Source organism: Psychrobacter urativorans, assembly GCF_904846695.1.
Taxonomy (GTDB): domain Bacteria; phylum Pseudomonadota; class Gammaproteobacteria; order Pseudomonadales; family Moraxellaceae; genus Psychrobacter; species Psychrobacter urativorans.
The window spans coordinates 67,078-81,054 of record NZ_CAJHBR010000007.1 but is presented as its reverse complement, the minus strand read 5'-3'; the positions used below and the strand labels follow the sequence as shown (position 1 = coordinate 81,054).

Sequence of the window (13,977 nt, the reverse complement as noted above, 5' to 3'; positions counted from 1 at the left end):
AAGCCTCACCCTTTTTTTGCTGTTTAAAACACTATTATAGAGCTAACCCTAGTGGTTAATCGCAATCGACAACATTGCCTTGCGTGCCTATACAGATCTTAGCGCCGTTATTTAGAGTACCGATCCAAGCTTTACCTTGGTTAAAAATAAACATCGAGGCGTTCTCAGCATTCTGAGTCTCCTCACTATTGCTAAAGTTAAATGGGATAACCAGCTCACCGCCTAAATTTAAGAACCCCCATTTATTGTTAATACGTACCCCAGCCAGTCCTTCCGAGAAAGGTCTTACTTCATCGAACGAATAAGTAATCATGATGGTTTTTTGCTCATCAACAAAGCCCCATTTACCGTCTTGCTGATCGGCTTTTAAAGTAGTAAAAGTTTTGGACGTTACTGCGGTGGAGCTTGCTAGTGGCTTGTCTATTGCCAATGCCGATGCTTGCGCAGACCCCGCCTTAGTATTATTGCCATTGGCATTACTACTATTGCCATTACTACTATTGCCATTAGCGTTGTTAGTATTGTTAGCGTTGTTAGCATTAGCATTGTTAGCATTAGTACTACTAGGCTCGCTAATAGTATTGCCTTTGCTATCCAGCTTGATATTGACTTTATTCTTACGGGCTTTGGCAACCCCATTACTATAGTTATCAATATCACTAAAGGCTGAGGAAAAAGGCACAATAGTTTGATTGCTATTATCGATCACCCCATAGTTACCACCTTTTTTGACTACAATACGTCCTTCAGAAGCGGCTCGTGCCCAGCCTCTAGACTCTGCTAACACATCGTATATCAGCGGGATAATAGTTTGACCTTGCATATTGACATAACCAACACGGCCACTACGCTGTACTGGTATTAACCCGGCAGCTATTTTGTCGGCAGCAACTTTTTGATAGGCTGATAAATCAACTACCGGCTTGCCTTTGCTATCGATAAGAGCTACTGGTGCACCATAATCTTTACTGGCCAAAAAATAACCGCTCATAGAAGTACAAGCGACGTTCTTATAATAACTTTTGGGCGCTTTGCAGCTCGCAGCTTGTGCTGTTGGCAAAGTAAGCACTAACAGCAGCGAACTACTGAGCAGCCATCCTACTGTTGCTTTGAGTGCTAAAGCAGGCAAAAGAGGCATCAATAAGCTGGAACTTTTTTTAGGCTTTAAGGTATAGCATCGAGACATAGTAGAACCTAAGCGGAGTGTAGTGCTGATAAGGTTTATAGGCAATGTGATAATCAGTGTAGCCCTCTTAAATATTACTAGCTTAACAAATGTAGACCTCAGTACCCACTTGTATTCTGTAAGGGTGTGACCCTAAGCTTTAGAAACGGTTAGCTATTTGTCGCGAATTAAGCGGGTGGCTTGAACAAAAGCGCTCAACCTTATTGAGCCATATCCAAGTCTATTAATACTAGCCGTCTTTAGCTTTTAGCCGAAAAGGTTTACCATAGGATTTTTTATATCGCTTATTGATAATAGCGGATTCACACGAGGGCAACTTATGGCCGATTCTGCTTCACGCTCTGCTTCTATCGGCTTAGTCATTGGCTGTATTATTTTTGGCTTAGGCAGCTTAATTGTCGCTCATGTCGATATCGGTGGCTGGGCAATGGCGTTTTGGCGACTGGCTATCTCCGGTGTGGTGTTTGCTATGTTAGCAAAAGTGGCCGGCCAACGGCTACCAGCCTCTAGACGAGCTATCGTTTATAGTTTGTTATCTGGTGCATTTCTTGGATTCGATTTAGCGCTTTGGCATGAGAGTATTCATGCTGTTGGACCAGGTATCTCAACCTTACTTAACAGCTTACAAATCTTCTTTTTAGCGGCTATTGGCTTTGTCTATTTCAGCGAGCGCCAGTCTATCTTGCAGCTCCTTAGTCTCTGCCTAGCCATGCTAGGAGTGGCGATGATTGGCAGCCCTGAATTTGCGCAAAACTCAGCTGCCACTTGGGGCTTTGTTACGGGCATTGTTTCAGGCGCGATGTTAGCAGCCTCGATGACTTTTATTCGTAAGACTCACGATACCGAGCCGACACCGATATTTGTACTGATGCAGCTGATTAGTATCGGTGGGGTGCTGGCGATGATAGTACCGATGTTGTTAATTGATCAAGGTAATATATTACCCAATAGTTGGTCTGAGCTTGCTTGGGTATTGGTCTACGGCACAGTAATGCAGTGCTTAGCTTGGGGCCTGATTGCTTATTCTATTCCTAAGCTCTCACTAACCTTAGTCGGCTTGCTACTGCTCACTGAGCCGATTGCCGCTTTGGTCATAGACTATAGCTGGCTTGATAAACCGATTAATAGCTTACAGTGGGCCGGCGCCCTCCTAACTATGTTTGCTATTTTTTTGGGCTCACTCAAGCCCAAACCTCGGGCCCTAAGACGTTATCGCTTCTTTGCAAAATTCTATAAGCGTAACTATAAATAATAGGGTTAGGCACAACACCCCTATTAACCTTATCGATAATAAAAAAAGCTTAAATCTAAGTAGATTCAAGCTTTTTTTTATAACCGCTACAAGTCTTAGTGACGAATCAGCCTTATAATTCTTAGCCTTTTTGGCGATTGAATAAAGCGTTTAGGATGATAGCGGTCAAAGTTGCTGTACCGATGCCACCCAAATCGAAGCTGCCTAGATGCAAGCTAAAGTTACCTGTACCCATAATTACTGTCACGGCGGCAATAATAAGATTACTATTCTTGCTAAAGTCGATATGACTATCTATCCATATTTTAGCACCAGCGATAGCGATCAGGCCGAATACTACAATAGAGGCGCCGCCTAATAATGCTGCTGGAATAGTCTGAATCACAGCGCCAAACTTCGGTGATAATCCTAACAGAATAGCTACTAACCCAGCTATCACAAATATCGTAGTACTGTAGACTTTAGTGACTGCCATTACCCCGATGTTTTCAGCGTAAGTAGTGACCCCTGTGCCGCCAAAACCTGCAGAAAAAGTCGTCGCTAACCCATCTGCAAAGAACGCTTTGCCCATATGAGGGGTTACGCGAGTTTTAGTCATGCCTTCAACCGCTTTGAAATGTCCGAGGTTTTCGGCAATAAGAATAAAGGCGACGGGTGCTATTAATATGATAGCGCTAAGCTCAAAGCGTGGGGTATGAATGCTAGGCAAGCCAAACCATGAAGCTGCAGCAACCCCACTAAAATCAATCGGCACCCCAAATCCCATTAGGTTGCTGACGATATAGTAGGTGATATAAGACAGTATCAAGCCCACTAATAATAATAGGCGTCTGAGCATACCGCGCGTAAATACCGCCACGCCACTGATCAACAGCACCGTAAAGGCTGCCATCCAAGCGTCAAACTGATTGGCAGATACCCCTTGAATAGTCACCGGCGCTAAGTTAAGACCGATGATCATCACAATCGCCCCAGTGACGATAGGCGGCATCAAGCGCTCAATCCAGCCAGTACCAGTCTTCATCACTAGCAAGCCGACTAAGGCATAAATGATACCACAGACCATAATACCGCCTAACGCGACATCTAAGTTGGTATTGAAGCCGACGCCTGCATAGGCAGTAACCGCTATCACTGGTCCAATGAAGGCAAAACTAGACCCTAAGTAACTGGGCATACGTCCACCGGTGATGATAAAGAACATCACGGTACAGATACCCGACATTAAGATAGCTAAGTTGGGATCAAAACCCATCAGTAATGGAGCCAGTACTGTCGAGCCAAACATAGCAAAAGTATGTTGCACGCCTAGTAGCAAACTCTTAGAGGGCGGTAGATACTCATTGATACCTACCGGATTACGATCTATATCACCTTTGAACGGTCGCCAAGTAGGGAACCAACGGCCATTTTCAAAATCTGGATTGTCAGTATATTGCCTCTTTGCGCTGCTAATACCAGCATTGTGCAAAGCGTTAGGCTCATTATTAGATGATTCATTAGATGAATGACTATCTACAGCTTTAGATGAGGATGAATGCTCTGAGGGAGGTGTCATGCGCGCTTTTCCTTTAAGGCTTGATATTATAAAGCGATATCCTTAACTGACATCAAAAGATAACTGGGTAAAATTGGCTGGTAACAGTATTGGGCTGGGCTGGCTAGCCACTATATTACCTATATTGTATGACACTAGCGTATTTCGCTAGCTGTCAACGATTAGATATGCTTAACTAACTCCACTAGGTTGAGTATTGACAAGATAAGCATATTTTTTGGCATTGCCATATTTACAGGATGTTACATAATTATAGATGCCGAGCATCATAACGGAATTCAATAATAAACAACAGCTATTATTCACGTGTCTCACGTACTCTTACGTTTAAAAATTTCTATAGACCCTAGCATTAACTTACCTTTTTGCCTGCCTTACAAGCCACTGTTATCGATGCTATTTACTTTAGTATTTATGCTAGTGCTTATACTGATAGCTATGTTAATAGTTAAGTTGATAGTTCAGTTAATAGTTATGCTGCTATTGATCGTTATATTTGCCAGCTAATTACTAGCTGATGAGCCACTCAGCTAAACTCTAAAACTGCCCGAAAAACTAGATAAAAAATAAATAATTTTTCAATATAAAGCGGTGTATCATCACCACATTGACTCCCTTTAACTTCTCTTTGGTAATTGACTATGATTAGTGTATTTGATTTATTTAAAATTGGTATTGGTCCATCAAGCTCCCATACGGTAGGCCCAATGGTAGCAGCTAATTTATTCTTAGTCTCCCTACTCAAGCAAGCAAAACTGACGGATGTAACCGCTATTGAGATTGAGTTGTACGGCTCTTTAGCGGCAACTGGTAAAGGTCACGCTACCGATACTGCCATACTGTTAGGTTTACTTGGACATAAGCCAAGTACTATTGACACCCGCTTAACAGACCAGTATCTAACGCCGATATTTTCTGAGCAGCAATTGAACTTATCAGGTGAGCATAGCGTCGGCTTTGACATTGAACGCGATATTCGCTGGTACGGCGACACGGTATTGCCTTATCACCCTAACGCTATGACTATCTGCGCTGTATTGGCTGACGGCACTCGCTATCAGCAGACTTATTACTCCGTAGGTGGCGGTTTCGTCATCAATGAAGAAGACGCCAACGATCCTGAGCAAGATAGTGCTGCGCCAACTATTGGTCGCATTCCTTATCCCTTTGATAGCGCCGCAGAGCTACTTGAACAATGCCACCTGCATAACTTAACGGTTAGCGAACTAGTATTAGCCAATGAGTGTCACTATCGCCATAAAGATGAGGTTTATGCTTATCTAGATTCGATTTGGGAGGCGATGCAGGACTGTGTCACTAGAGGCTGTGAAAATGGCGGTATCCTACCCGGCGGCTTGAACGTTAGGCGTCGGGCGCAGGCTCTGCATTTGCAACTTTGTGCCGAAAAAGATCTTCCTGCTACTAAAAGTGATAAATTAGCAGCGATGGATTGGGTAGATTTATATGCCTTGGCAGTTAATGAAGAAAACGCTAATGGGGGCAACGTAGTGACTGCTCCGACTAATGGTGCTGCCGGTATTATCCCAGCAGTCATGCATTACTATCGTGATTTTATCGCCAGTTATAGTAATGATGGCGCGCGTAAATTTTTATTAAACTCTACTGCTATTGGTAGCCTAATTAAGCAAAACGCTTCTATTTCTGGTGCGGAAGTCGGCTGTCAAGGTGAAGTTGGTTCTGCTTGTGCTATGGCGGCTTCTGGTCTAGCTGAGATTATGGGCGGCGATCCTGCCAAGTGCTTAAATGCTGCTGAGATTGGTATTGAACATAACCTAGGTCTAACTTGTGACCCTGTCGGCGGCTTAGTACAAGTACCTTGCATTGAACGTAATGCTATGGGCGCGGTCAAAGCCATCAACGCTGCACGTCTAGCCTGCCGAGGCAATGGAGAGCATTTTGTCTCTTTCGATAAAGTAGTCGAAACTATGAAACAGACTGGCGCTGACATGCTAGATAATTATAAAGAGACTTCACGTGGTGGTCTGGCAGTTTATGCCGATAATCGTATTCCTACTGTCTCTCAAGGGGTCAGCGTCAAATACAGTCAATGCTAATACCTTGTATATTTTTTAGACACTAACAGATTTTAATATCAAAAGATAAGCAAAAAAAAGCCTCTAACGAATTAGAGGCTTTTTTTATTGAGCATCGCTGTCAAATATTATAGCTATCAGATTAAGCAGCTATCAGATTAAAAACTTATAAATCAGACAGCTATCTAATCAAATAATAACCCAACTTAGGCAATGATTACTCTGCAGTCTTTGAAACCACTTCATTCAAGATCCACATAGGCTTAACTGTACCAGCCGCTTCGTCAGCTACCGCTTCTTGACGTAAGTCTAGGATATAGCGATAGTTTGGCTCATAAGTGAACCCTTGGATGTTACCATTCAAAGTGTTGTAGTTCTTCTGATAAGTTTGACGATACTGAATACATTCAGCTTCAACAACATTGCCATCATTAGCAGTATATTCACAGATAGCCTTACGTGGGGCAATCTCTACTTTAAAGCTTGGAATGTTAACGACTTTAACGTTTACAGACTGGCCTTCAACAACCATAGTGCGCTCGTTATCTAAGCCCATAGTAGAACAACCCGCTAATACAAAAGTTGATGCTAATGCTGCTAATACTAATTTTTTCATTATGCTATTCCTCAGTTAATAAACGTTTTATGACTGTTAAATTATCTATATAAGCTTTTAGAATACTTACTATTGCCAAAACAATTGGTAATAAGCTTTAACCTTATCAAAAGCTATGTATCTTATTTTTTTGCTGCGATAAGTATAGACCGCTTAAAACCTTGTACTCTATAACTGCTTTGTAATTAAACGTCAAAGTTTGCAACAGCATTCGATCTCAGTCTTATAGTTATACCCTTAAACTGGTGCGATAGTAGTTTCTGTCAAAATCTGAATAAGCACTGGGGTTACTTATCTAAAACACCCTGATTAGCTGCGATAATCAGCATTAATCTTCACGTACTCATAAGATAAATCACAAGTATAAACCGTATCACTAGCACTGCCTCGTGCTAAATCAATATGAATAGTAATCTCAGGACGACTCATGACCTCATTACCTGCTTGTTCGTTATAACTAGGTGCTACTACGCCATTCTGACAGATCATCACTTCGTTCAACGACACATCGACTTGTTCTGTATCTAAATCTTCAACGCCAGCGTAACCGACTGCTGCTAATATCCGTCCCCAGTTGGCGTCACTAGCAAAAAATGCAGTCTTAACGAGCGGCGAATGGGCAACAGCATACGCCACATCACAGCACTCTTTAGTAGTCTTACCACTCGTAACTTTAACCGTTATAAACTTAGTAGCCCCTTCTCCATCACGCACAATCAATTGGGCTAAGCGCACAAAGACAGCCGTTAATGCGCTAAATAACGCTTGGTAATGAGGATGTTCTGGACTATCAATAACCTCGGCGCTGGCTTTACCGGTGGCAATCAATACACAACAGTCATTAGTCGATGTGTCACCATCTACGGTAATACGATTAAAGGACTGCTCATTAATAGCAGTGAGCATCTCTTGTAATAGATCAGCTGCGATGTTGGCATCAGTAGCAACATAGCCAAGCATAGTCGCCATGTTGGGACGAATCATTCCTGAGCCTTTAGACATACCAGTGATATGGTAGCTGATACTACTATCCCCACTAGTTATCTCTACTTTTTGGCTGGCTACTTTGGGTATAGTATCAGTAGTGCGGATACCATTAGCAGCGGCTAACCAATTGTCCGCGCCTAGCTGAGACAATGCTGTATCTAGTCCCGTTACTATAGCCTCGCTGTTTAATGGCTCACCAATGACCCCTGTTGAGAATGGTAATACCATTGTCGTATCAACTCCAGCTTTACTGGCTAACGCTTGGCAAATATCCAGTGCACGGCGTTTACCATCAGCACCAGTACCGGCATTGGCGTTACCCGTATTAGTCACTAGATAACGGGGACTATTAGCAGCAAAATGCTCACGCAATACTCGTACTGGCGCGGCACAAAATGCATTTTTGGTAGTGACCACTGCGGTATTAGCGCCTTGCGCAATCTCTATTACCACTAAATCATTGCGGTCTTGGTAACGTACCCCAGCGGCAGTAGCACTTAAAGTAATGCCATCGATAGCATAAATGGTATTTGGTACTGCAACATTGCCAACAGCCATAGTGACTCCTTATTATTGGTAGATTGTTATTAATAAATTATGATTAGTAAATTATTTTTAATGGTGCTCATTAGTACGTCTAACTGTTTATAGATATAACTGCGCGTAGCTATAGTTAAGAGTAGATATAAGCAGTAATTATTAACAGGAGGCGATCAAAAGTGCTGTTTAGAGTTGACGTCTAACAGCACTAGCTACTATAACTAACTGACCTTGAGCTTTATATCGATAAGGCAATAATTAAGATTTGCTTAAGTCAAACTTTGACCAAATAGGAGCATGATCAGAAGGCTTTTCCATAGCACGTAGCTCATAGCTTATACCAGAGTCTAGACATTGCTCAGTGAGATCTGGGGTACATAAAATATGATCAATTCGCATACCACGTTTAGGCTCGTCATTAAAGCCACGGCTGCGATAATCAAACCAGCTATATAGCTCATTGCTCTTTGGATAATGCTGACGATAAGTGTCGATAAGATCACGTGACATCAGTGCTGCATACCATTCGCGCTCCTCTGGCAAAAATGAAGTTTTACCATTTTTGAGCCAACGCTTAGCATTGACTTCACCAATACCAATATCGATATCTTCAGGAGCAATATTCATATCACCCATGACTATCAATGAGCGTCCTTCAGCTTTTAGCGTATCAATATACGCCATCAAATCAGCATAATAAGCACGTTTCATAGGGTATTTAGTGGGATGATCTTGACTCTCACCTTGTGGAAAATAGCCATTAAGCACATCTATCTCACGGCCCTGCAATAGATAACGGCCATGAATAAAACGCTTTTGCGCCTCTTCATCTTCTCCAGGAAAGCCTTTTTGCACAAAGATAGGCGGCTCTTTAGACATCAACGCCACGCCATAATGACCCTTTTGTCCAAAGTACTCTACATGATAACCAAGACCTTCTACATCATCAATAGGGAACTGATCATCATGTACTTTGGTCTCTTGTAGACCTATGACATCAGGGTCGATTATATCGCGTAAAGCCTCTAGCTGATGTGGGCGGGCACGAATACCATTAACATTAAAACTGACAAAACAAGTCATGCCTAATCCTATTCTTTTTAGTGGGTTTATTAACAGCGTTTTATTTTAAACAATATATAATTTTAATCAGCTACTGACATAAACTTTGCTTGGCTCTAGTGGTTAAGCTAAAGTATAAATATTATGGCTGCTATAAGTACTATGACTACCGCTATTGTCTTCTATAATGCTAGTCTAATAGCCAATAATACGCTAAAAACACTAGTAGAAACGCCTAATCATTAATCTCTATTGAGACCCTTTATGACTAATCAAAAAATAAGCAGTACTGCCAATCTATTACAACAAACCACGCCTCTATTCGCCACCGATTACCATATCTATATCAATCATACCGATGCTGGCGGCATAGTCTATCATGCCAATCATCTAGTGTTTTTTGAGAACTGCCGTCGTGACTGGTTTACTAAGATTGGACTTAATACCTATTTTTTGCAAGCTGATGATGGTCAAATCCAACATTTTGTAGTCAGTCAAGCCGAGCTACAATACCGTAAAGCTATCTTTCTCGATGAAATTATCACTGTACAAATCGATAAAGTTGACCTAAAACCAGCCAGCATTATATTTTATCAAAGCATTCACCGCCAATCAGCAGCAGCTGATTCACTAGCCACTACCAGTCCTAGTAGTAGCCTGTTAAGTAGCGCTAGAATTGTCATCGCTTGTGTACAAAATCAAATCAAAAGTGAAACGCCTTCGCCAATTGAAAACTCAGCGGACAACCAAGCAGCGACTCAAGCACCAGCAGCTGCCCCTAGTGCCGCGCCTATTAGACCGATTCGAGTGCCCAAAAAGCTGCATCATCTCATTGAGCAAGCCATGATTCAGCATGCACAAGGTCAATAGCCGTTGCCAATTCCTACTGCTATTAATAACCAGCCCTTATTGAGCTTTAGTGAGCTCAGTGCGCGGGGCACAGCTTCCCTAGGATCTCATACTGATAGTAGTATCGGGACTAGTAACGCTGTTGCTAAAACTGCCACTAACGCTGCCAAAGCACCTAAACCTTATAACCTAGCTAGCATCTATAAACCAGCTAAAAGCTGGTTTGGCAGTTTATGGCGCCAATCATTATCGACCCAGCTACCCTTAGAGACTCAGCGGCCCTTACTACTTGACGGTGCGAATGGTCAGCTATTAGCAGGACAATTGACAGTCTTAACTGGGGCCTCAGGCAGTGGCAAGTCGGTACTGCTACGCTTGCTTGCTGGCCTAACCTCAATCAGTACAGGCGACATTCATCTTAATGGAATTAGTATTTTTGATTCGTCGCCTATCTACTGGCGAGCTCAAGTAGCGTTGCTCAGTCAGCATCCACAGCTAATAGAAGGCAGCGTTCTTGACAATCTACAGTTGCCTTACACTCTAGATGCTCATCATAATCAGCAGTTTGATAAGCAATGGCACCTTAAACAGCTGAGCTATTTGCAGCGCGACGAGCAGTTATTATATCAGTCAACGGCCTATCTATCAGGTGGTGAACGACAACTAGTAAATATCTTGCGCTTATTACAATTAGACCCCCAAGTACTGCTACTAGATGAGCCCACGGCCGCTTTAGACCCACAAAGCGCAGCAGACTTGATTAGACTGTTGCTTAAGTGGCTGCATGATGACTCAAATCGTGCGCTACTATGGATAACTCATGATATCGATAGCATTATGCCGTTTGCTAATAGCCATTGGCAGATGCAAGCGGGGCGGCTGACCAAGCTGGCCTAAACCAGATCTACCATTAAATATATTTTACAGCTTAACCTCGCCCTGATAAAAATGACAAACACTTTTGATGATAAGCCCCTATGACTAACACTAATGAGCTGCAAATCTTGCTAACCACTACTGATATAGCTTTGGCCAGCAGCTTAATTTTGCTAGTCATGTTGGTATCTTGGCGCTTACGTTTACACTTAGGCTCTACTTTGCTGATAGCGGCAGTACGTACTATTGTACAGCTGAGCTTTATAGGGCTGATACTAGCTTGGGTGTTTGCCCGTGAGCAATGGTATGAAGTGCTCTTGATTCTAACCATGATGACTCTGATCGCTGGTATTGCTGCCAAAAACCGAGTCAAGCGGGTCTATAAAGGCTTGTTTACGGATACTTTGCTTGCCGTTAGTTTATCAGCAGTCCTAGTAACTACTATTGCTATCACGATAATATTGCAAGTTAGTCCTTGGTACACCCCGCAGTTCATTATCCCGATTCTAGGTCTCATACTGGGCAATTCACTTACCGCTATCTCTTTGACTAGCAATCAGCTTGTCGAGGCTTTTTATAGTCAGCAGCCACGAATTGAGATGATGTTGTCCTTATCCGCCACCCCTTATGAGGCGATACACTCGCCGATGCGCGCCGCTATTATCAGTGGTATGACCCCTACTCTGAACTCCATGTTGGTGGTCGGTATTGTTAGTTTACCAGGAATGATGACGGGTCAAATACTTGCGGGTGCTGATCCAAGCCAAGCGGTACGCTATCAAATAGTGACTATGTTTTTGATTTGTGCCAGTAGTACTCTTGGCTGCACTTTGAGCGCCCTACTCACTTACCGCCGGTTCTTTAATGCCAATAAGCAATTCGTCCTTCCTTAACTGCTCTTATCCGCTTGTTATTTAACTGATTTAAAATTACGTTTTTCTATAACTTCCTAAATACTTGTAAGCACTTGACTGTGAGGACTACCATTACACAGCCCCTCACTGGATAGTAAATAAAAAAATCAATAAAAAAGCCTTGCAAGCTACTTATTGATAATAAATAACTTACAGGGCTTTTGCTGGCGATTAATCAAAACCAACACCACAACGCTACCGAAATCAGCTTATTTTGTTGACCACATTTAAGGGAAGATGTTTCATTGCTTGACCAACTATAGACCATGGTAAGCTTGGCACACAAGCCTCATCAACCCCAGACTCAATCGCCGCTACCATAGCTTTAGTGCCAGTATCGGCATCCACCTGAAAAGGTAATGGCTTAGCATTAGTATTGATTTCAGTGCGGATATAACCCGGATAAATTGTCGAGACTTTGATCGGTAGCTTGGTGAGCAGCATATCAGCACGAATCCCTTCTGCTAAATGTGCCAAGCCCGCTTTACTAGCCCCATAAGTGGTCATGTGCTTAGGCAGTCCACGCATAGCGGACATACTCGATATCACTACTAGATGACCATTATTTTGTGCACGAAATATTTGCATAGCCGCTTCACACTGGGCCAAAGCTGAGACAAAGTTGATTTCAGCAGTACGGCGATTGGTTTCAAACCGGCCTTTACCGATCCGGCGACTCTCACCAACACCAGCATTAACGACTACCCGATCTATCTGGCCAAAGTCGCTAGCAAAGCGGTCGAACACTTCAAATATAGCAGCATAATCACTGACATCAAGCTCTCGATACTCCACTCGTATATTAGGGTAGCTAGTTGTCAGCTCTTCTTTAAGCTGCTCTAAGCGCTCAGTACGCCGTGCACAAATCGCTAAGTTATAGCCCAATTTGGCAAACAATCTTGCCATACCTTCACCTAAACCTGAGCTGGCACCAGTGATCAAAACGGTTTGGTCTTTCCCAACTTGCTTTTTGTTAAGAGTAGCTAGATAACGGGCAGGTTGAATGGCACCAAACGCTTGATCTTTAGTTTGCTTTGCCGCTTGGGTTACCAAGCTCAATAGTTTATGCTGCATGGGCAATCCTTGCTATGTCTGTAGGCAGATAAAGCCTAAAAATGTTGAGTTCAACCGGACATTATAAGGCTTATCGTTGCAACAATGAATGCAAGTTGTGTAGTTATGTAGGCCTAGCCCGCCCTCTAATTATTGGGCGAGCTGTTTTTGATAAACACCCCAGTTATCCTACGGCTGGAAAAATAGTGCTTAGTACTGATTGCTTGATACTGATTGCTTAGCACTGAGCAGTTACTAGTTAATACTAATGTTTAGTCACAAAACTATTACCGGCACTGAACAGATGACTGTGCTCGTTATACGATAGTAATTGTAGCTTCTGTTGATGAATACTAATAGCAGTAACCCCAGTGTTGACTGAACTCTGAGTCAATTGATAAGCAGTAGCACTATGCTGCTGCAACAGATGGGCAGTAATGGCGGCAATCACCCCACCTGAAGTAAATACTAATACTGTACTGTCTTGATTAAGATGCGCTAGATTGTCTACTTGCGTACGTAGCTGCTGTAGCGCTTGCTGCGCACGTTGGCTAAATTGTGGCCAGCTCTCCAAGTAATCTTCATCATGATCACCAGCATGCCAGCGTTGCATAGCCATCCCAAACAGCTCCCCTAATCGAGACAAGGGCTTATTTTCTCGCTTAAGCTCAGCGGCAATCTGAGCTTGCGTAGACAGCGTCGGATTAGACTTGACGAATACATCCTCGTGATTGAATTCATCGAATAAGGGCAATACATAACTTTCAGGGTTCGCTAGATCTAAAATAGTAGCGGAACCCTGATGATCAATGTTGGCTTGGGCTGGCTGATATGATTGCCAAAAATGCTGTGCTGAATCACGTTGACGCACTAAGCTGCCACTAAAGATAGCATCTATACGCCGCTGACTATTGCCATAATGCTGACCAAGCATCTTAGCTTGTAGCGTCCCAAGCTCTGAGAGCTGATCATAATTCTCTTGTCCAAATGAGGCTTGGCCGTGACGAGCTAAAAGGAGGGTTGTCATAAA

12 protein-coding genes are annotated in these 13,977 nt (G+C 42.8%); 5 read left to right on the top strand and 7 right to left on the bottom strand.

What is annotated here, in order from left to right; genetic code table 11:
* Positions 1 to 55: 55 nt before the first annotated feature.
* Positions 56 to 1,138 (bottom strand): WG repeat-containing protein, encoded by a 1,083-nt coding sequence (locus tag JMY09_RS06790; protein WP_201622840.1) that lies wholly within the window; start codon positions 1,136 to 1,138, stop codon positions 56 to 58.
* Positions 1,139 to 1,505: 367 nt separating this feature from the next.
* On the opposite strand from JMY09_RS06790, the gene JMY09_RS06785 reads away from it, so the two are divergent.
* Entirely contained in the window at positions 1,506 to 2,438 is a 933-nt protein-coding gene (locus JMY09_RS06785; protein WP_201622839.1) for a DMT family transporter, read from the top strand.
* 121 nt (positions 2,439 to 2,559) lie between these two features.
* On the opposite strand, the gene JMY09_RS06780 is transcribed toward JMY09_RS06785, so the two are convergent.
* A complete protein-coding gene (locus JMY09_RS06780; protein ID WP_201622838.1) occupies positions 2,560 to 3,996 on the bottom strand; it encodes a solute carrier family 23 protein in 1,437 nt (478 codons plus the stop codon).
* A 641-nt stretch (positions 3,997 to 4,637) separates the two neighbouring features.
* On the opposite strand from JMY09_RS06780, the gene JMY09_RS06775 reads away from it, so the two are divergent.
* A complete protein-coding gene (locus JMY09_RS06775) occupies positions 4,638 to 6,071 on the top strand; it encodes an L-serine ammonia-lyase (RefSeq protein WP_201622837.1) in 1,434 nt (477 codons plus the stop codon).
* Positions 6,072 to 6,267: 196 nt separating this feature from the next.
* Here the strand turns inward: JMY09_RS06775 and JMY09_RS06770 are convergent, their stop codons facing one another.
* The 3 genes from JMY09_RS06770 to xthA all read right to left on the bottom strand — a co-directional run bounded on the left by JMY09_RS06770 (position 6,268) and on the right by xthA (position 9,276).
* Positions 6,268 to 6,666: a DUF4377 domain-containing protein gene (locus JMY09_RS06770; protein WP_201622836.1), complete on the bottom strand. Its 399-nt coding sequence runs from the start codon at positions 6,664 to 6,666 to the stop codon at positions 6,268 to 6,270.
* 309 nt (positions 6,667 to 6,975) lie between these two features.
* Positions 6,976 to 8,211 carry a bifunctional glutamate N-acetyltransferase/amino-acid acetyltransferase ArgJ gene (argJ, locus tag JMY09_RS06765; RefSeq protein ID WP_201622835.1) on the bottom strand — a complete coding sequence of 412 codons (1,236 nt, stop codon included), beginning with the start codon at positions 8,209 to 8,211 and terminating at the stop codon, positions 6,976 to 6,978.
* Positions 8,212 to 8,451: 240 nt separating this feature from the next.
* Positions 8,452 to 9,276, bottom strand: coding sequence for an exodeoxyribonuclease III (gene xthA / locus JMY09_RS06760; RefSeq protein WP_201622834.1), 825 nt, complete (start codon positions 9,274 to 9,276; stop codon positions 8,452 to 8,454).
* 243 nt (positions 9,277 to 9,519) lie between these two features.
* On the opposite strand from xthA, the gene JMY09_RS06755 reads away from it, so the two are divergent.
* The 3 genes from JMY09_RS06755 (at position 9,520) to JMY09_RS06745 (ending at position 11,873) form a co-directional block, all read left to right on the top strand.
* Positions 9,520 to 10,125 carry a thioesterase family protein gene (locus JMY09_RS06755; protein ID WP_201622833.1) on the top strand — a complete coding sequence of 202 codons (606 nt, stop codon included), beginning with the start codon at positions 9,520 to 9,522 and terminating at the stop codon, positions 10,123 to 10,125.
* Between the two features lie 3 nt (positions 10,126 to 10,128).
* Positions 10,129 to 11,001 carry an ABC transporter ATP-binding protein gene (locus tag JMY09_RS06750; protein ID WP_201622832.1) on the top strand — a complete coding sequence of 291 codons (873 nt, stop codon included), beginning with the start codon at positions 10,129 to 10,131 and terminating at the stop codon, positions 10,999 to 11,001.
* A gap of 80 nt (positions 11,002 to 11,081) precedes the next feature.
* Complete coding sequence (locus JMY09_RS06745) at positions 11,082 to 11,873, top strand: ABC transporter permease (protein ID WP_201622831.1); 792 nt, start codon at positions 11,082 to 11,084, stop codon at positions 11,871 to 11,873.
* A gap of 225 nt (positions 11,874 to 12,098) precedes the next feature.
* On the opposite strand, the gene JMY09_RS06740 is transcribed toward JMY09_RS06745, so the two are convergent.
* Positions 12,099 to 12,968 (bottom strand): SDR family oxidoreductase, encoded by an 870-nt coding sequence (locus tag JMY09_RS06740; RefSeq protein WP_201622830.1) that lies wholly within the window; start codon positions 12,966 to 12,968, stop codon positions 12,099 to 12,101.
* A gap of 244 nt (positions 12,969 to 13,212) precedes the next feature.
* The gene (locus JMY09_RS06735; protein ID WP_201622829.1) at positions 13,213 to 13,974 is read right to left on the bottom strand and encodes a histidine phosphatase family protein; all 762 of its coding nucleotides are present in this window, start codon (positions 13,972 to 13,974) and stop codon (positions 13,213 to 13,215) included.
* Positions 13,975 to 13,977 lie beyond the last annotated feature (3 nt).

What these genes read in the sequence shown, in the direction of transcription:
- argJ (WP_201622835.1), bottom strand. Translation starts at nt 8,211, where the DNA reads ATGGCTGTTGGCAATGTTGCAGTACCAAATACCATTTATGCTATCGAT.
- JMY09_RS06755 (WP_201622833.1), top strand. Translation starts at nt 9,520, where the DNA reads ATGACTAATCAAAAAATAAGCAGTACTGCCAATCTATTACAACAAACC.
- JMY09_RS06740 (WP_201622830.1), bottom strand. Translation starts at nt 12,968, where the DNA reads ATGCAGCATAAACTATTGAGCTTGGTAACCCAAGCGGCAAAGCAAACT.
- JMY09_RS06775 (WP_201622837.1), top strand. Translation starts at nt 4,638, where the DNA reads ATGATTAGTGTATTTGATTTATTTAAAATTGGTATTGGTCCATCAAGC.
- JMY09_RS06780 (WP_201622838.1), bottom strand. Translation starts at nt 3,996, where the DNA reads ATGACACCTCCCTCAGAGCATTCATCCTCATCTAAAGCTGTAGATAGT.
- JMY09_RS06770 (WP_201622836.1), bottom strand. Translation starts at nt 6,666, where the DNA reads ATGAAAAAATTAGTATTAGCAGCATTAGCATCAACTTTTGTATTAGCG.
- JMY09_RS06745 (WP_201622831.1), top strand. Translation starts at nt 11,082, where the DNA reads ATGACTAACACTAATGAGCTGCAAATCTTGCTAACCACTACTGATATA.
- JMY09_RS06790 (WP_201622840.1), bottom strand. Translation starts at nt 1,138, where the DNA reads ATGCCTCTTTTGCCTGCTTTAGCACTCAAAGCAACAGTAGGATGGCTG.
- JMY09_RS06785 (WP_201622839.1), top strand. Translation starts at nt 1,506, where the DNA reads ATGGCCGATTCTGCTTCACGCTCTGCTTCTATCGGCTTAGTCATTGGC.
- xthA (WP_201622834.1), bottom strand. Translation starts at nt 9,276, where the DNA reads ATGACTTGTTTTGTCAGTTTTAATGTTAATGGTATTCGTGCCCGCCCA.
- JMY09_RS06735 (WP_201622829.1), bottom strand. Translation starts at nt 13,974, where the DNA reads ATGACAACCCTCCTTTTAGCTCGTCACGGCCAAGCCTCATTTGGACAA.